This is a genomic window from Lysobacter sp. BMK333-48F3 (assembly GCF_019733395.1).
In the GTDB taxonomy this organism is placed as follows: Bacteria; Pseudomonadota; Gammaproteobacteria; order Xanthomonadales; family Xanthomonadaceae; genus Lysobacter.
Genome location: NZ_JAIHOO010000001.1, coordinates 4,249,685 through 4,267,468, shown reverse-complemented (window position 1 = coordinate 4,267,468; position 17,784 = coordinate 4,249,685). Strand labels below are relative to the sequence as shown.

Here is a 17,784-nt window from a genome sequence, read left to right as displayed (position 1 = left end):
AGTCTACTTGGCCGGTTCCTGCGCTGGCGATCCCGCGCCGGCTTCGGCGCAGTCGTTCAGGCAGACCAGCCGGCCGTGTTTCATGACCATGCGCACGCGTTGCAGTAGGGCCGGGTCGCGTTGCGGGTCGCCGTCCACCGCGATCAGATCGGCGCGCAGGCCGGGGCGCAGCCGACCGAGCTCCGCGCCCAGGCCGAGCGCGTCGGCGTTGCCGGCGGTGGCCGCGCGCAGCGCCGCGGCCGCCGGCACGCCGGATTCGACGTAATGCGCGACTTCGCGCGCGGTCGCATCGGTGGCGAAGCTGGGGCCTGCGTCGGTGCCCAGCGCCAGCGGCACGCCGGCGCGCCAGGCCCGGCCCGGGGTTTGCCTGGCGGCGTCGACCCAGGCGCGCAGGTCCTGCTGCGACTGGCCGTCGCGGCCGCCGGCGAAGCGGTCCAACTGGGTGCCGACGTAGTGGGCGATGAACGCGGTCGGCACCAGGTAGGCCTGTCGGCGCTTGAACAGCGCCGTCGAGCCGGCGTCGAAATAGGTGCCATGCTCGATCGTGCGCGCGCCGGCGCGCAGCGCCAGGTCGATCGCCTGGGTGCTGTGGGCGTGCGCGGCGACCGGGCGCTGCGCCTGCCGCGCCGCCGCGGTCGCGTTGTCGAGTTCGTCCTGGAACAGGATCGGCGCGGCCTGCGCGCGGCCGCCGGTTTCGCGGCCGGAGCCGGACACGGTCAGCTTGATCCAGTCGGCGCCGGCCTCGACGTTCTCGCGCACCGCGCGGCGGCAGGATTCGGGGCCGTCGCATGCGGCCGGCGGAGCGGCGACGTCGCCGGGCGCGGCGCGCTTGGCGCCGTGACCGCCGCTGCGCGAGACGATCCGGCCGGCGGCGAGGATGCGCGGGCCTTCGACGGTGCCGGCCTCGATCGCGTCGCGCACGGCGTAGGTCACGCCGGTGTTGTCGCCGACGTCGCGCACCGTGGTCACGCCGGCGCGCAGCAGACGCCGCGCATAGCCGGCCACCGCCAGGGCCAGCCGCGCCGGCTCGGCGTACAGCGCGGGATCGGCTTCCGAATCGATCGCCAGGTGCATGTGCGCGTCGATCAGCCCCGGCAGGACGCAGGCCTGCGACAGGTCGAGCACGCGCGCGCCGGCCTCGGCGGTGCGGTCCAGGCCGGATTGCAGCCGCTGCACGCGACCGTCGCGGAGCAGCAGGGTGTGCGGGCCGAGCGCCGCCTCGCCGGGTTCGGCGATCAGGCACCCGGCGAGCACCACGACGGCCGGGGCCGGCTCGGGCGAAGGTGCGGCCGCCGCGAGGGCCGGCAAGGCTGCGGCGAGCAGGCCGCCCAGCCGGCGCAACGACGATTGCGTAGGCGCCCGCATCGCCGCGGCCTCAGGTATCGGGCATCGCGTAGCGCGCCGGCGCCGGGTTCAGATGCCCGCACTCGCCGCAAGTGCGATGCTCGCGCGAGGAATAGAAGCGGTCGAACACCGGCGGGAAATCGGTCTCGATGTTGCGCAGCTTGAAGAACTCTTCGTACAGCTTGTGGTTGCAGCGCTCGCAGAACCACATCAGGCCGTCGTCCTCGTGCGCCAGGCGCTTGCGCTCGATCACCAGGCCGACCGAGTCGGGCAGGCGCTGCGGCGAATGCGGCACCCGCGGCGGCAGCAGGAAGGTCTCGCCGGCGCGGATCGGGATGTCGCGCACCGCGCCGCTGCCGTCAGACAGAGTTTCCTGGATGCGCAGGACCATCTCGCCCTCGAGCTGGTAGAACCACTCCGGGCCTTCGTCCCAGTGGTAGTCGGTGCGCTGGTTGGGCCCGCCGACCACCATGACGATGAAGTCGCCGACGTAGATCACCTTGTTGCCGACCGGCGGCTTGAGCAGATGGCGGTGTTCGTCGATCCAGGCTTGCAGGTTGATCGGGCCGGGCAGCATGGTCAGTCCTTGGCGGCGTCCGCCGGCAGGCGGGCGATGCATTTGAGTTCGATCGCGATCGGGGTCGGCAGGGCGGTGATGCCGAGCGTGGTCCGGCACGGCGCATGCTCGATGTCGGGGAAGTACTCGGCCCAGACCGCGTTGTAGGCGGCGAAATCGCGCGCCATGTCGGTCAGGTAGACGGTGACGTCGACCAGGTCGTCCCAGGACGCGCCGCTGGCTTCGAGCACCGCGCGCACGTTGGCGAACACCGAGCGGCATTGCAGCTCGATGTCGTAGGCGATCAGCCGGCCGTCGGCGTCGTGGACGTTGCCGGGCACGGCGTTGCTGGCCGCGTCGCGCGGACCGACCCCGGACAGGAACAGCAGTTCGCCGACCCGGCGCGCATGCGGGTAGCGCCCGACCGGGCGCGGCGCGGCGTCGGTGCGCACCGCCTGGCTCATCGCGGCGAATCCCCGCGGTAGCCGTTGACCCGGGTCACCGCCGCGGCGTAAAGGCCGTCGAGCTTGTCGTAGGCGTCGACGTCGATGCCCATGTCGTGGACCAGGCCGTTGCGCAGGCTGTAGACCCAGCCGTGCACGGCCAGCGGCTGGCCGCGGCTCCAGGCGTCGCGGACGATGGTGGTCAGGCACACGTTCTGCACCTGCTCGATCACGTTGAGCTCGCACAGGCGGTCGTGGCGCTCGTCGCTGTGCGCATGGTGGATGCAGCCGGCGTGCTTGTCGGCGACGTCGGCGACGTGGCGCAGCCAGTTGTCGGCCAGGCCGACGCGCTGGCCGTGCAGCGCGGCGTGGACGCCGCCGCAGCCGTAGTGGCCGACCACCAGGATGTGCTTGACCTTGAGCACGTCGACCGCGAACTGGATCACCGACAGGCAGTTGAGGTCGGTGTGCACGACCACGTTGGCGATGTTGCGGTGGACGAAGACTTCGCCCGGGGCCATGTCGATGATCTGGTTGGCCGGCACGCGCGAATCGGAGCAGCCGATCCACAGGTACTCCGGCGCCTGCTGGCGAGACAGGCGGGCGAAGAACTCGGGGTCTTCGGCGTTGATCCGTTCGGACCATTCGCGATTGCGCTCGAGCAGGTCTTCGAGCGGACTGGTGGCGGTACTACTCATGCAGCGGTCATCCCAGGTGGAGGCCGACGTTCTTGGCCTCGGTGAAGAAACGCATCGCCTCGACGCCGCCTTCGCGGCCGAGGCCGGACGCGCCGACGCCGCCGAACGGCGTGCGCAGGTCGCGTTGCAGCCAGGTGTTGATCCAGACCATGCCGACGTTGAGGCGCGCGGCCAGGCGATGGGCGCGGTTGAGGTCGCGCGTCCATAGGCTAGCGCTGAGGCCGTAGTCGCTGGCGTTGGCCAGGGCCAGGGCATGCTCGTCGTCGTCGAAGGCCTGCAGGGTCGCGACCGGGCCGAAAATCTCTTCGCGGTTGCTGGCGCAGTCCGGGCCCAGGCCTTCGATCAGGGTCGGGGCGACGTACCAGCCGGGCCGGTCCAGCGCCTGGCCGCCGCACAGCACCGTGCCGCCTTCGTCGCGGGCGCGCTGCAGCGCGGCCACGACCTTGTCGTAATGGGCCTGCGACACCAGCGGGCCGAGCGCGGTGCTCTCGTCGCCGGGGTCGCCGACGCGCAAGGCCTGCGCGCGTTCGACCAAGGCATCGCGGACCTCGGCGTAGATGCTGCGCTCGATCAGCAGGCGCGAACCGCACAGGCAGATCTGCCCGGAGTTCTGGAACGCCGAGCGCACCAGGGTGTCGAGCTGGGCGCGCCAATCGCTGTCGGCGAACACCAGGGTCGGGTTCTTGCCGCCGAGCTCCAGCGAGACCTTGCGCAGCATCGGCGCGGCGATGCCGGCGATGCGCCGGCCGACCGCGGTGCTGCCGGTGAAGGAGATCGCCTTCACCGCCGGGTGCCGGACCATCGCTTCGCCGACCTCGGGGCCGAGGCCGTGGACGATGTTGAGCACGCCGGGCGGGAAACCGATCTGCGCGGCGAGCTCGCCGAGCAGGGTCGCGGTGGCCGGGGTCACCTCGGAGGGCTTGGCGATCACCGTATTGCCGGCGGCCAGGGCCGGGGCGATCTTCCAGGTGAACAGGTACAGCGGCAGGTTCCAGGGCGAGATCGTCGCGACCACGCCCAGCGGGGTACGCAGGGTGTAGTTCAGCCCGGCCTGGCCGTGATGCGATTCGCTGGCGAACTGGGTCGCGGCCTGGGCGAAGAAGCGCAGATTGGCCACGGCGCGCGGAATTTCGGCCTCGCGGGCCAGCCGGATCGGCTTGCCGCCATCGCGCGATTCGGCCCGGGCGAAATCCTCCAGCCGCGCCTCCAGCGCCGTGGCCAGAGCCTCCAGCCAGCGCGCGCGTTCGCTCGGCGGCAGCCCGGCCCAGCCGGGCAGGGCGCGCTGCGCCGCGCTCGCGGCGAGTTCGACGTCGTCGGCGTCGCCGGCGGCGACCTGCGCATACGCCAGCGCACTGGCGGGGTCGTGGACGTCGAGCCAACGGCCCCCGGCCGCATCGCGGGGCTGTCCGTCGATCCAGTGCCGGAATTTGTGCATGGCGCCAAGCTTAACGCTTGTGGCTGGGAATCGAGAGTCGGGAATGGGGAATGGGGAATCGGGGAGTCGGGAATGGAAAACCCGAATCGGCAAAGCTGCAGAATTCGCAAGCACCGGCTTTGCTCTGCTTTCGCTTCTGCTAATCCCGATTCCCCATTCCCGATTCCCCATTCCCGCCCCCCAACCCGTGACCAAAGTCATGCATGACCCTTGGGCCGTGCCAGGTGCGCATCGTCTCGTTCCGAGGCTGCGATCGCCGTCGCGGCGGTGTGCGAACGCGCCGGTCGCGTCGCGCCGATAGCAGCGTAAATCCCGCGTGCAACCGCGTTCGCTTGCGCCGCATCCTGGTTGTGTGCGCAGCGCGTGCAGGGGCGATGACGATGCCATGACGCGGTGGCGGACGGCACTTGACTGCGCGCTGAGCCGCTGCGCACAGTCCGGCGGTCACATTCATCCATGCCTTGCGACGCGGTTCGCAACCGATCGCACGGGCCATAACGGGCGGAGCCAACGTGGACAGACGCAACTTCCTCAGCATGACCGGGCTCGGCATCGCCGGTCTGATGATTCCCTTCGGCAGCGCCATCGCCGCCGAAGCGCTGCTGGTTCCGCTCGATGTGGCGCGCAAGAAGCGCCTGGCCGACACCGCGCTGACCGCCGCCCGCGGCGCCGGCGCCGGCTATTGCGACGTGCGCATCGGCCGCTACCTGCGCCAATTCGTGATCACCCGCGAGGACAAGGTCGAGAACGTGGTCAACACCGAGTCGACCGGGATCGGCATCCGCGTGTTGGTCGACGGCGCCTGGGGCTTCGCCGCGACCAACCGCCTGGACGACAAGAGCGTGGCCGAGGCGGCCAAGCAGGCCGCCGCGATCGCCCGCGCCAACGCCAAGACCCAGACCGCCAAGGTCGAGCTGGCCAAGACTCCGGGCGTGGGCGAGGTGGCTTGGAAAACCCCGATCCGCAAGAACGCGATGGAAGTGCCGATCAAGGACAAGGCCGAGCTGCTGCTGAGCGTGAACGCCGCCGCGCTCAAGGCCGGCGCCGATTTCGTCAACTCGATGCTGTTCCTGGTCAACGAACAGAAATACTTCGCCTCGACCGACGGCTCCTACATCGACCAGGACGTGCACCGGGTGTGGGCGCCGATGACGGTGACCGCGATCGACAAGGCCAGCGGCAAGTTCCGCACCCGCGAAGGCCTGTCCTCGCCGATGGGCATGGGCTACGAGTATCTGGACGGCGCCGCCTCGGGCAAGGTCGTCTCGCCCAACGGCGTGGTCAACTATCGCGACTCCTACGACATGGTCGAGGACGCGGTCGCCGCGGCCAAGCAGGCGCGGCAGAAGCTCAGCGCGCCCTCGGTCAAGCCGGGCAAGTACGACCTGGTGCTCGACCCCTCGCACACCTGGCTGACCATCCACGAGTCGATCGGCCATCCGCTCGAGCTCGACCGCGTGCTCGGCTACGAGGCCAACTACGCCGGCACCAGCTTCGCCACCGTCGACAAGCTCAAGTCGGCGTTCAAGTACGGCAGCGACCAGGTCACCGTGTTCGCCGACAAGACCCAGGCCGGCAGCCTCGGCGCGGTCGGCTTCGACGACGAAGGCGTCAAGACCAAGCGCTGGGACCTGATCAAGGACGGCGTGCTGGTCGATTACCAGACCATCCGCGACCAGGCCCACATCCTCGGCAAGACCGAATCCGACGGCTGCTGCTACGCCGACTCCTGGTCCAGCGTGCAGTTCCAGCGCATGGCCAACGTGTCGCTGGCGGCGGGCAAGAACAAGCTCAGCGTCGCCGACATGATCAAGGACGTGGAGAACGGCATCTACATCGTCGGCGACGGCTCGTTCTCGATCGACCAGCAGCGCTACAACGCCCAGTTCGGCGGCCAGCTGTTCTACGAGATCAAGAACGGCAAGATCACCGGCATGCTCGAAGACGTGGCCTACCAGATCCGCACCCCGGAATTCTGGAACTCCTGCGTCGCCGTCTGCGACGAAAGCGACTACCGCCTGGGCGGCTCGTTCTTCGACGGCAAGGGCCAGCCGGGCCAGGTCTCGGCGGTCTCGCACGGCTCCGCCACGGCGCGCTTCAACGGCGTCAACGTCATCAACACCGCCCGCAAGCTCGGCTGACCGGCGCAGGAGAACACGACCATGAGCATCTTCACCGAAGCCGAAGCCAAGGCCATCCTCGACAAGGTCATCGCCCTGTCCAAGGCCGACGAGTGCACCGCGACCCTGACCGGGTCGGTCGACGGCAACATCCGTTTCGCCCTCAACGACGTGTCCACCAGCGGCATCGTCAGCAACGTCGACCTGGCCGTGCAGGTGGCGTTCGGCAAGCGCGTCGGCATCGCCACGATCAACGAGTTCGACGACGCCGCGCTGGAGCGGGTGGTGCGCCGCGCCGAGGACCTGGCCCGGCTGGCGCCGGAGAATCCCGAGTTCGTGCCGGCGATCGGCAAGCAGGACTACAAGCCCAGCCCGACCTTCAGCGAATCCACCGCGGCGATCGATCCCGAGTTCCGCGCCAAGGCCGCGTCCGACTCGATCGCGCCCTGCCGCGCCGGCAAGCTGACCGCCGCCGGTTTCCTCGAGGACGGCCGCAGCTTCGTCGCGATCGCCAACAGCAACGGCAACTTCGGCTATCAGAAGGCGACCAATTTCAACTACACCTGCACCGTGCGCACCGACGACGGCCGCGGTTCGGGCTGGGTCGGCCGCAACCTCAAGGACGCCGCCGAGTTCAAGGCCGACAGCGAGGTCCGCATCGCCATGCGCAAGGCCACCGAATCGGCCGAAGCCAAGGCGCTGGAGCCGGGCAAGTACACGGTGATCCTGGAGCCGGCCGCGGCCGCCGGGCTGATCTCGTTCATGATGGGCTTCTTCGACGCGCGTCAAGCCGACGAAGGCCGCAGCTTCCTGTCCAAGAAGGGCGGCGGCAACAAGCTCGGCGAGCAGGTCTACGACAGCCGGGTCAACATCAGCGCCGATCCCTGGGACGTGCGCGCCGCGGTGCTGCCCTGGGACAACGAGGGCCTGCCGCGCGAGAAGATGGCGGTGGTCGAGAACGGCAAGATCGCCGCGCTGGGCTATTCGCGCTACTGGGCGCAGAAGCAGGGCAAGAAGGCGGTCGGCCAGCCGGGCAACCTGCTGATGGCCGGCGGCGACAAGTCCACCGCCGAGCTGATCAAGGGCACCCAGAAGGGCATCCTGGTCACCCGCACCTGGTACATCCGCCTGGTCGATCCGCAGACCGTGCTGCTGACCGGGCTGACCCGCGACGGCACCTTCTACATCGAGAACGGCGTCATCAAGCATCCGGTGAAGAACTTCCGCTTCAACGAATCGCCGGTGATCATGCTCAACAACATCGAGGAGCTCGGCCGCCCGGTGCGCGTGGCCGGCGACGAGTCCAACTTCGTGATGATGATCCCGCCGATGAAGCTGCGCGATTTCACCTTCACCTCGCTCTCGGACGCGGTCTGAGCATGGCGGTGCGGGACGGTTCGCCGCAGCGGCATCGCGGACCGTCCCGGCCCTCGCGCGCCGGCGGGCGAGGGCGGCGATGAACCGCGCCGCCTTCCTGCGCCTGCTCGCCGGCGGCCTGGCCGGGGCCTGGCTGGCGCGCTCGCCGCTGGCGCGGGCCGCGGCCGACTACGACTTCTGGTTCACCCGGCTCAAGTACGACTCCGGCGACTGGGACGTGGACCAGCGCATGCCGGCCAACCTGATCACCGCGCTGGTCGACTACACCGATCTGCGGGTGGACCCGAAGGAACACGTGCTGGCCTTGTCCGATCCGAAGATGCTCGGCGCGCCGTTCTGCTACCTGGCCGGGCACAAGCTGGTCGAGTTCAACCCCGAGGAACGGCGCAATTTCGAGCGCTACGTGCGCAACGGCGGCTTCGTCTTCGTCGACGACTGCAACCACGACATCGACGGTCTGTTCGCGCGTTCGTTCGAAAGCCAGATGGCGTCGATCTTCGGCCGCAAGGCGCTCAAGCGCCTGCCTAAGAACCATCCTCTCTACCGCAGCTTCTTCGTCTTCGACGGTCCGCCGGCGACCGGCTTCGAGCTCAACGGCTGGGGCGACGACCTGGTTCACGACTACCTGCAGGGCATCGAGATCGACGGCCGCCTGGGCGTGCTGTACAGCAACAAGGACTACGGCTGCGAATGGGACTACGACTGGCGCAACAAGCGCTTCCTGGCCGAGGACAACACCAAGTTCGCGGTCAATATAGTGATGTATGCGTTGATGGGGTGAGAGCCGGGAATGGGGAATGGGGAATAGGGAATAGGGAATAGGGAATAGGGAATAGGGAATCGTAGGGCGCGGTCGAAGGCGCAGGCAAAGGCAAGGCAGAGGTCCGGAAAAGGCGCGAGAAAAGTGCGGGAAAGGCGCGAGAAAGGCTAAGGGCCTGGCGGTTGCGGCCAGCGCTCGCGCCTTTGCCCCCTTTGACAAAGGGGGCGGCGTCCGCGCAGCGGATGCGGGGGATTTGCTGTTGCTCTTGCTTTTGCTCTTGCCGTTGCATTTGACGCAGTAGGAATCGGGACCAGACATGAACACCAAGGCGGTAGCGGACGAAGTGGGCGGCGAAGTCGGGTTGCAGGCGCTGCTGGAGCGGCTGGGCGAGTTGCGCGGGGCGATCGCGCAGGCGATCGTCGGCCAGGACGAGGTGGTCGAGCAGTTGCTGATCGGCCTGCTCGCCGGCGGCCATTGCCTGCTCGAGGGCGTGCCCGGGCTGGGCAAGACCCTGCTGGTGCGTTCGCTGGGGCAGGCGCTGGAGCTGCAGTTCCGGCGCGTCCAGTTCACCCCCGATCTGATGCCCAGCGACCTGCTCGGCACCGAGTTGCTGGAAGAAGACCACGGCACCGGCCATCGTCATTTCCGCTTCCAGCCCGGGCCGATCTTCACCCATCTGCTGCTGGCCGACGAACTCAACCGCACCCCGCCCAAGACCCAGGCCGCGTTGCTGGAGGCGATGCAGGAACGCACGGTCAGCTACGCCGGCACCACCCACGCGCTGCCGGCGCCGTTCTTCGTCCTGGCGACCCAGAACCCGCTCGAACAGGCCGGCACCTATCCCTTGCCCGAAGCCCAGCTCGACCGCTTTCTGCTGCACATCCGGGTCGGCTACCCGAGCGAGAACGAAGAACACGACATCCTGCGCCAGACCACCGGCAGCCACGGCGCGCAGGTGCCGCGGGTGATGCACGGCGCCGACCTGTTGGCGCTGCAGGCGCGGGTGCGCGAGGTGCATCTGAGCGAAGACCTGCTGCGCTGGATCACCCGCCTGGTGCGCGCCAGCCGGCCGGGCGACGGCGCGCCGGCCGAAGTCCGGCAATGGGTGAAATGGGGCGCCGGCCCGCGCGCCGGCCAGTCGCTGGCCCTGGCCTCGAAAGCCCGCGCCCTGCTGCACGGCCGCCTGGCCGCGACCCGCGAGGACGTGATCGCCCTAGCCGCGCCGGTGATGCGCCACCGCCTGTTGCTGTCGTTCGCCGCCGAGGCCGAATCGCGCAGCGCCGACGATGTGGTCGCGGTGCTGCTGCGCGCCTTGCCCGCGCCGGACGCCTGAGCCGGCGCATGCGCGAGCTGATTCCGCCGGCGGTGCGGGCGCGCCTGCGCGGTCTGAGCCTGGTTTCGCGGCGCGCGGTCGGCGCGCACGGACTGGGCCAGCACCGCAGCCGCAGCCGTGGCGCCGGCCTGGAATTCGCCCAGTACCGCGCCTACGAGCCCGGCGACGAGCCGCGCCAGATCGACTGGAAGTTGTACGCGCGCTCGGACCGCTTCTTCGTCCGCGAAGCCGAGCGCGAAAGTCCGCTGGCGCTGTGGCTGCTGGTCGACGCCAGCGCCTCGATGGGGCAGGGCGACGCCGCCCGTCCCAACTGGAGCCGGCTCGATGCGGCCAAGGCCCTGGCCGCGTGCGCGGCGGAGCTGGCCCTGCGCCAGGGCGACCGTTTCGGCTTGATCGCCCTGCAGGAAGACGGCCTGCGCCTGATCGCTCCGGCCACCGGCACCCGCCAGCGCGACCGGCTGTGGCTGGAACTGCATGCCTTGCGCGCGCAAGGTCGCTGGCCGGCGCCGCAACGGCTGCGGCCGTTGTGGGAGCGGATCGGCGCCGGCGACCTGGTGCTGATGCTCGGCGACGGCTTCGACGAGGCCGCGCTGGAGGTCGCCGAGCGGCTGGCCGCGGCGCGGCGCGAAGTGCTGAGCATCCGCATCCTGACCGCCGAGGAGCGCGACTTCCCATACCGCGGCGGGCACCGCTTCCGCGATCCGGAAACCGGCGAGGAACTGCTCGGCGACGGCGCCGCGCTGCGCGAGGAGTTCCTGCGCCGCTTCGCCGCAGCACGCCAGGCGATCGACGCGCGATTGCAGGCCTGCGGCATCCGCCGCGCCGAATACGTGCTCGACCAGGAACTGGACCTGCCGCTGCGGCGGCTGTTCGGCGGCCGCGACGCAGCGGAGGGCGCGTGAGCCTGGCGCTGTTGCTGCCTTTGGGCCTGGCCGCGCTGGCGGCCTGGGTCCTGCCCTTGCTGATCCATCTGGCCCGGCGCAGCGAACAGCGCCCGACCGAGTTCGCCGCGCTGCGCTGGTTGCGGCAACGGCCGAAACCGCGCCATCGGATCCGCTTCGACGATTGGCCGCTGCTGTTGCTGCGGTTGTTGCTGCTGGCCCTGCTGGCGCTGTGGCTGGCGCGGCCGGTGTTGTCGGGCGCCGACAGCGCACGCGCTTGGGTGGCGGTGGCCCCGGGCGCGGACTTGGCAGCGGCGCGTGCCGCGGCAGCCGCGCAGGGCGCAGGCCTGCATTGGCTGATCCCGGGCTTTCCCGCCGTCGCCGAAGAAGCTGTCGTCCCGCCCGCCGACGCAGGCACGGCGGCGACCGCCAGCCTGTTGCGCGAACTCGATGCGCGCCTGCCGGCGCAGGCCGCGCTGCAGGTGTTCGTGCCCGAGCGTCTGGGCGGACTGGACGCAGAACGGCTGCGCCTGTCGCGGCGGATCGGCTGGCACGCGACCGCGGGTGCCTCGCCGTCGCCGCCGATGGTCGCGCTGGCGGCCGTCGCGCCGCCGGCGTTGCGGCATGCGCCCGAGCGCGCTTCGGCGCTTCCGTACCTGCGCGCGGCGCTGATGGCCTGGAGCGCGACCGCGCCGGCCGACGCGCGAGCCGATGTCGCGCCGCTCTCGGCATCCTGGCCGCAGGCCTCGAACGGATTGATCTGGCTCGCGCCCGGCGCGGTACCCGCGACGGTCCTGGCGCGCGCGCGCGAGGGCGCCACCGTGTTGCTGGATGCGCAGGCGGACTGGCCGGCCGATGCCGCGCCGGAACCTGCTGCCTTGTGGCGCGACGCCGCCGGCGCGGTGCTGGCGCAGGGCGGCCACTACGGTCGCGGCCGCTTGCTGCGTCTGACCCGGCCGTTGTCGCCGGCGCAATGGCCGGAACTGCTCGAGCCCGGCTTCGTCGCCGGCTTGCGCGGCTTGTTCCAACCGTCTTCGCCGCCGCCGACGCGGGCGCGGGCCGGCGATGTCGTGCCGCGCACCGGCGCGGTCGCCGCGGTCTTGCCGCCGCAGGACCTGGGTCCGTGGCTGGCTGTAGCTATCGCCCTGGTCGCGTTGCTGGAACGCTGGCGGGCCACACGGGCGCGCAGCGGAGGCGGGCCGTGAGCGCCGCTGCGGCCGAGCTGCGGCTGCGCCGGGCCTGGCGTGCGGCGCGTTGGCGTCGCGGTCTGGACCGGGCCGCGCTGGGGCTGCCGTGGGCGGCGGCGCTCGCCGCCGGCTTGTGGCGCGTTTGCGGTACCGCCGTCGCCGCGCTCGGCTTCGTCGTCGCCGCCGGCATCGTGTCGGCGTTCGCCTGGCGCGCCGCCGCCGCGCTCGACCGGCGCTGGCTGACGCGACGGCTCGACGGTCTGCGCCGCGACATGGACGACAGCGCCGAGCTGCTGTTCGCGCGCGAGCAAGATCTCAACCCACTGCAGCGCCTGCAGCAAGCGCGGCTGCAGGCGCGATTGGCCGCCGGACCGGCGCCCGATCTGCGTCCGGCCTGGTCGCGGCGATGGATAGCGCTGTCGGGGCTGGCGGCTGCGGCCCTCGCCGCCGCCGCGCTGTTGTGGCCGCGAACCCCGGCGGCGCCGAGCGAAGGCGGTTTGACGCCGGCGCCCGCGGTCGCCGCCGCGCCGGGGCAGCCGCGCCTGCTGGCGCAGAACCTGCGCGTGCAGCCGCCGGCCTACACCGGCCTGCCGGCGCGCGACGAACCCGGCCTGCAGGGGCGCATCGCCGAAGGCTCGAGCCTGCGCTGGCGGCTGCGTTTCGCGCCGCAACCGCAAACCGCCGAGCTGGCCTTCCTCGACGGCCGGCGGCTGCCCTTGCAACGCGGCGCGGACGGCGACTGGCATGGGCAAGGCACGCTGGCCCGTTCGGCGCTGTACCGGATCGTCGCCCGCGGCGCGCCGGCGACGCAGTCGCAGCGGTTGCACCGGCTCGACGTGGTACCGGACCATCCGCCGCAACTGCGGACGATCGAGCCCGAACGCAGCCTCAGCCTGGTCGAGCCCGGCCAGCGCCACTGGCCGTTGGCCTTCGACGCCAGCGACGACTATGGCCTGGCCGCCTACGCCACGCTGCGCGTGACCCTGGCCCAGGGCAGCGGCGAGAACATCGCCTTTCGCGAGCAGACCCTGCGCGTGCCCGGCCGCGGCGGCGCGGCCGCCAAGCGCTACGCGCTGCGCCTGGACCTGGCCGCGCTGGGCTTCGCCCGCGGCGACGACCTGATCGTGCAGCTCAGCGTCGACGACAACCGCCGCCCGCAGGCGCAGAGCGTGCGCAGCGCCAGCCTGATCCTGCGCTGGCCGGCCGAGCAGGGCAGCGAGGCGACCGGGGTGGAAGGGCTGGTCAAGACGGTGATGCCGGCGTATTTCCGCAGCCAGCGCCAGATCATCATCGACGCCGAAGCGCTGATCGCGCAGCGGCGCAAGCTCGACGGCGAACGCTTCGTCCAGCGTTCCGACGCGATCGGCGTCGACCAGCGCCTGCTGCGCTTGCGCTACGGCCAGTTCCTGGGCGAGGAATCCGAAGGCGCGCCGAGCTTGCCGACCAACGACGCGAATGAGACCGAGCACGACGCCGCGGCGCACGAAGGCGGCGCCCACGACGGGCACCCAGCCGCACCCGGCGCGGACGGTGCGACAGCGAAACCGGCGCCGGCCGGCGAGGACGGCCACACCCACGACCCGGTGCCGCAGCGCTTCGGCGAAGCCGGCTCGGTGCTGGAGCAGTTCGGCCACACCCACGACATCGCCGAGGCCGCGACCTTGCTCGACCCCAAGACCCGGACCTTGCTCAAATCGGCGCTGGACGAGATGTGGCAGTCGGAACTGCAACTGCGCCAGGGCCGGCCGCAACAAGCGCTGCCGTATGCCTATCGCGCCCTGCGCCTGATCAAGCAGGTGCAGCAGGCGGACCGGATCTACCTGGCCCGGGTCGGCCCGGAGCTGCCGCCGATCGACTTCTCCCGTCGCCTGAGCGGCGACCGCGCCGGCCTGGCGCGGCGCGCCGATCCGCTGGTCGCGGCGACCGCCGCCGACCCCTTGCCGGCGGCCCTGTGGCAGGCCTTGCAGCCGGTGCCGGGCGCCGCCGCGGCGCCGGTCGACTACGCCGCCCTGGAGCGTTGGCTCGGCGCGCATCCGGAGCGGGTGAGCGATCCGCTGGCGTTCGCGGCCGCGTTGGATGCGCTGCGCCAGCGCGGCGACTGCAGCGACTGCCGGGCGCGACTGCGCGCCCTGTTGTGGCCGGTGCTGGCGCGTCCAGCGGCGACGGTGCCGCGCCGCGCCGCGGGCGACGCCGGCGACCGGCGTTATTTCGAGGCCTTGCAGGCGGAGGGCGGACGATGAACCCGGGCGTCGCGGCCGCCGCCCTGCTGGCATCGGCGACACTGGTCGCCGTGCTGCGCCTGCTCGCGCGCCAGTACCGCACCGTGCCGGAACATCGCGCACGCGCCTGGCGGCTGGGCCTGTTGCTGGCCGCGCAACCGCTGTGCGCGGCGCTGCTGTTCCTGACCCTGTTCCCGCCGCCGCCGCTGCGCACGCCGCAGGCGGAACTGGTCGTGCTCACCGCCGCCGCCGCGCCGGACGCGTTCGCCGCGGATGCGGCGCGGGTGGTCCTGCCGGAGGCTCCGCCCGGTCTGGACGGCGAACGCGTGCCGGACCTGGCCACGGCCCTGCGCCGTCATCCGCAGGCGCGGCGTTTGCGGGTGATCGGCGCCGGCCTGGAGCCGCGCGACCACGCTGCGGCGCAGGGGCTGGCGCTGAGCTTCGTCCCGGCGCCGCTGCCGCGCGGCCTGAGCGAATGGTGGCCGCCGCAGCGGGCCAGCGCGGGCAATGTCTTCGCCGTGCACGGCCGCGCCCACGATCTGGCCGGCGGCAGCGCCGAACTGCTCGACCCGGCCGGCCAGCGCATCGACCGCATCGCGCTGGCGCGCGACGGACGCTTCCGGCTCGAAGGCCTGGCCCGGGTGGCCGGTCCGGTGGAGTTCGTGCTGCGCCTGCGCGATGCGCGCGGCGCGGCGGTCGACACCTTGTCGCTGCCGTTGAACGTCGCCACGGACGCGGCGCCGCGCGTGCTGCTGCTCGCCGGCGCGCCGAATCCGGAGCTGAAGTACCTGCGGCGCTGGGCCGAGGACGCCGGCGTGCGCCTGCACAGCCAGATCGCGCTGGGCGCCGGACTGCAGATCGGCGATCCGCCGTTGCCGATCGATGCCGCGACCCTGGCCGGCTTCGACCTGCTGCTGGTCGACGAGCGCGCCTGGGACGGCTTGAGCGAGGCCTCGCGAACCGCGGTGTCTGCGGCGGCGCGCGACGGGCTCGGCGTGCTGTTGCGCGTCACCGGTCCCTTGTCGGCGCGGACCCGGGCGCAGTGGCGCGGGTTCGGTTTCGAGCTCGGCGCCGGCGCGGATGCGCTGCCGGCGCGTTGGCCGGCGCAGGCGCGCGACGAGGCCGCGGTGCGGGCGCGCCTGGGGCCCGGCAGCGCCGATGCGCCGCGGCGGCCGGAGCAAGCGCCTGGCGAGACGCCGCTGCTGAGCCGGCGGGCGCTGGCCTTGCCGGCGACGGCGCAGGTCTGGCTGCGCGCCGCCGACGGCGCGGCGTTGGCGGCCTGGCGCGCCCGGGGCCGCGGCCGGGTCGCGGTATGGACCTTGGGCGACAGTTTTCGCCTGGTGCTGGCCGGGCGCGACGAACTGCATGCGCAGCTGTGGAGCCAGGCCGTGGCCACGCTGGCGCGGGCGAACGCGGTCGAAACGCCGCTGCGCGACGAGGCCGCCGAATCGGACCCGTTCCGCCAGCACCGCCGCAGCGTGCTGTGCGGGCTGGGCGATTCGGCTCGGGTGTTCGCGCCAGACGGCGGCCAGATCGGATTGCTGCCCGATCCGGCCAGCGGCGCGCGGCGCTGCTCCGGATTCTGGCCGCAACAGGCCGGCTGGCATCTGCTGGTCGACGGCACGCGACGCGTGCCGTTCGTGGTGCGCGCCCAGGACGAGGCGCCGGGCTTGCGCGCGAACGAATTGCGCCAGGCGACCGCGGCGCTAGTGCGGCCGTCGTCGGCGGCGGTCGCCTTGGAGCCAGCGCAACCGCGCTGGTTCGCACCGACCGCGCCGGCGCGCATGCCCGCCTGGCCCTGGTTCCTGGCCTGGCTGACCGCCGCGAGCCTGCTGTGGTGGTTCGAACGCTCGCGCCTCGGCCGCCGCGACGCCGCTCCTACAAGGGGATTGGGCGCTCAGATCGATTGCATGCGGCCGCCGTCGACGGCCAGGCTGACGCCGTTGACGTAGCCGGCCGCCGGCGAGCACAGGAAGGCGATGCAGGCGGCGATCTCGCCGGGTTCGGCGAAGCGCTGCGCCGGCACGGTCTTGCGCATCGCTTCGATCACTTCCTGCTCGGACTGGCCGCTGTTGCGCGCACGGTCGGCGATGATCTGTTCGATGCGTCCGGTCTTGGTGTACCCAGGCAGGACGTTGTTGACCGTGATGCCGTCGCCGGCCAGCTCGCGCGAGAGGGTCTTGGCCCAACTGGCGACCGCGCCGCGGATGGTGTTGGACACGCCCAGGCCGACGATGGGTTCGCGTACCGAGGTCGAGATCACGTTGACGATCCGCCCCCAGCGCGCCGAGCGCATGCCCGGCAGCAACGCGCGCACCAGGGTGTGGTTGGCGATCAGATGGCGCTGGAAGGCATCGAAATAAGCCGCGTCGGCGGCGGCATGGGCCGGGCCGCCCGGCGGGCCGCCGGTGTTGTTGACCAGGATCTGCACCGGCTTGCCGGCCGCGAGGGCCTCGACCTGCGCCGCCAGGCCGGCGGCGTCGGCGACGTCGGCGGCGATCCAGCCGTGCGCCTGCGCGCCCTGGCGCGGCAGCGCCGCGGCGACCTCGGCCAGGGCCTCGGCCCGGCGCGCCAGCACGGTGACGTCGCAGCCGAGCAGGGCCAGTTCGTGCGCGGCGGCGCGGCCGATGCCTTCGGAGGCGCCGCAGACCAGGGCGTGCTTGCCGCTGAGGTTCAGATCCATACGCAGTCTCCGATTCGCTCGATTCGATTCACTCGGACGATGGTCCCGGCCGGCGTTTGCGGGCCGTCCTTCGACCGCGCAAACGCGCGCCAATTCACTAGGTCGGTCACCCGACCGGTCACTCGGCCTGCGCGGCGCGCTCGCGCATCAGCGCGGCGATGGCGCGGCTGTCGTCGCGATCCTGCGCCTGCAACCGCGCGACGACGCTGTCGCGGTTGGCCTGGGGATGGTTCTGGCTGAGCTTGAACTTGAGTTCGATCCGCTCGACCAGGAAGCGGAAGCCGACGATGCCGCGCAACTGGCGGCGGTGGTCGTCGCGTTCGAATTCGAAGCGCCAGTCGCTGCCGAGGCGGGCTTCGTGGCGGCGGCTGAGGTCGTCGACCAACTGCGCCAGTCCTGTTTCGTCCTCGAAGGTCTGCAACTCGCCGTGCAGATGGGCCAGGGCGTAGTTCCAGGTCGGCACCCGCGCCGCGCTTTCCTTGTCCGGGTACCAGCCCGGCGAGACATAGGCGTGCGGGCCCTGCAGCACCACCAGCGCCGGGCCGGCGTGGCGCGCCTGCGGGTTGGGCCGGGCCCAGTGGCCGCGCAGTTCGATCCGCTCGCCCTCGCGCCGGTACAGCAGCGGCAGGTGGCTGACCTCCGGCGCGCCCTCGCGCACCGTGATCAGGCTGGCGAAGTCGTAGGCGTCGGCCAGGCGGTCGAGCGCGCCCAGGTCGGTTTCGGCGAATGCGCGGGGCAGGTACATGGC

General features: G+C 71.7%; 15 protein-coding genes. 8 read left to right on the top strand and 7 right to left on the bottom strand.

The window, feature by feature from the left end; translation table 11 throughout:
• Positions 1–3: 3 nt before the first annotated feature.
• Genes K4L06_RS18395 through K4L06_RS18375 form a run of 5 tightly spaced genes read right to left on the bottom strand, consistent with a single transcriptional unit; the run spans position 4 to position 4,476 of the window.
• Positions 4–1,365, bottom strand: a complete 1,362-nt coding sequence (locus tag K4L06_RS18395; protein WP_221672774.1) for an amidohydrolase family protein — start codon at positions 1,363–1,365, stop codon at positions 4–6.
• A 10-nt stretch (positions 1,366–1,375) separates the two neighbouring features.
• The gene (locus K4L06_RS18390; RefSeq protein ID WP_221672773.1) at positions 1,376–1,921 is read right to left on the bottom strand and encodes a 3-hydroxyanthranilate 3,4-dioxygenase; all 546 of its coding nucleotides are present in this window, start codon (positions 1,919–1,921) and stop codon (positions 1,376–1,378) included.
• A 2-nt stretch (positions 1,922–1,923) separates the two neighbouring features.
• Positions 1,924–2,364, bottom strand: coding sequence for a RidA family protein (locus K4L06_RS18385; RefSeq protein ID WP_221672772.1), 441 nt, complete (start codon positions 2,362–2,364; stop codon positions 1,924–1,926).
• A complete protein-coding gene (gene can, locus K4L06_RS18380; RefSeq protein WP_221672771.1) occupies positions 2,361–3,041 on the bottom strand; it encodes a carbonate dehydratase in 681 nt (226 codons plus the stop codon). Before can ends, K4L06_RS18385 begins: the two co-directional genes overlap by 4 nt.
• Positions 3,042–3,048: 7 nt before the next feature.
• Positions 3,049–4,476, bottom strand: a complete 1,428-nt coding sequence (locus K4L06_RS18375) for an aldehyde dehydrogenase (protein ID WP_221672770.1) — start codon at positions 4,474–4,476, stop codon at positions 3,049–3,051.
• Between the two features lie 512 nt (positions 4,477–4,988).
• Between K4L06_RS18375 and K4L06_RS18370 the strand changes: the two genes are divergently transcribed.
• The 8 genes from K4L06_RS18370 (at position 4,989) to K4L06_RS18335 (ending at position 16,305) form a co-directional block, all read left to right on the top strand.
• The gene (locus K4L06_RS18370; protein ID WP_221672769.1) at positions 4,989–6,617 is read left to right on the top strand and encodes a TldD/PmbA family protein; all 1,629 of its coding nucleotides are present in this window, start codon (positions 4,989–4,991) and stop codon (positions 6,615–6,617) included.
• A 21-nt stretch (positions 6,618–6,638) separates the two neighbouring features.
• A complete protein-coding gene (locus K4L06_RS18365) occupies positions 6,639–7,973 on the top strand; it encodes a TldD/PmbA family protein (RefSeq protein WP_221672768.1) in 1,335 nt (444 codons plus the stop codon).
• A gap of 79 nt (positions 7,974–8,052) precedes the next feature.
• On the top strand, positions 8,053–8,754 hold the full coding sequence (locus tag K4L06_RS18360) for a DUF4159 domain-containing protein (RefSeq protein WP_221672767.1): 702 nt from the start codon (positions 8,053–8,055) through the stop codon (positions 8,752–8,754).
• Between the two features lie 295 nt (positions 8,755–9,049).
• On the top strand, positions 9,050–10,066 hold the full coding sequence (locus K4L06_RS18355; RefSeq protein ID WP_221672766.1) for a MoxR family ATPase: 1,017 nt from the start codon (positions 9,050–9,052) through the stop codon (positions 10,064–10,066).
• Between the two features lie 8 nt (positions 10,067–10,074).
• Entirely contained in the window at positions 10,075–10,968 is an 894-nt protein-coding gene (locus tag K4L06_RS18350; RefSeq protein WP_221672765.1) for a DUF58 domain-containing protein, read from the top strand.
• Entirely contained in the window at positions 10,965–12,152 is a 1,188-nt protein-coding gene (locus K4L06_RS18345) for a BatA domain-containing protein (protein ID WP_221672764.1), read from the top strand. The genes K4L06_RS18350 and K4L06_RS18345 overlap by 4 nt, the downstream gene beginning before the upstream one ends.
• Positions 12,149–14,374, top strand: coding sequence for a hypothetical protein (locus K4L06_RS18340; RefSeq protein WP_343225781.1), 2,226 nt, complete (start codon positions 12,149–12,151; stop codon positions 14,372–14,374). Before K4L06_RS18345 ends, K4L06_RS18340 begins: the two co-directional genes overlap by 4 nt.
• Positions 14,371–16,305 (top strand): carboxypeptidase regulatory-like domain-containing protein, encoded by a 1,935-nt coding sequence (locus K4L06_RS18335; protein ID WP_221672763.1) that lies wholly within the window; start codon positions 14,371–14,373, stop codon positions 16,303–16,305. Before K4L06_RS18340 ends, K4L06_RS18335 begins: the two co-directional genes overlap by 4 nt.
• Here K4L06_RS18335 and K4L06_RS18330 read toward each other — a convergent pair.
• Positions 16,251–17,036 carry an SDR family oxidoreductase gene (locus K4L06_RS18330; protein WP_221672762.1) on the bottom strand — a complete coding sequence of 262 codons (786 nt, stop codon included), beginning with the start codon at positions 17,034–17,036 and terminating at the stop codon, positions 16,251–16,253. The two genes, K4L06_RS18335 and K4L06_RS18330, sit on opposite strands and share 55 nt — an antisense overlap.
• Before the next feature lie 118 nt (positions 17,037–17,154).
• The gene (locus K4L06_RS18325) at positions 17,155–17,781 is read right to left on the bottom strand and encodes an FMN-binding negative transcriptional regulator (RefSeq protein WP_221672761.1); all 627 of its coding nucleotides are present in this window, start codon (positions 17,779–17,781) and stop codon (positions 17,155–17,157) included.
• Positions 17,782–17,784 lie beyond the last annotated feature (3 nt).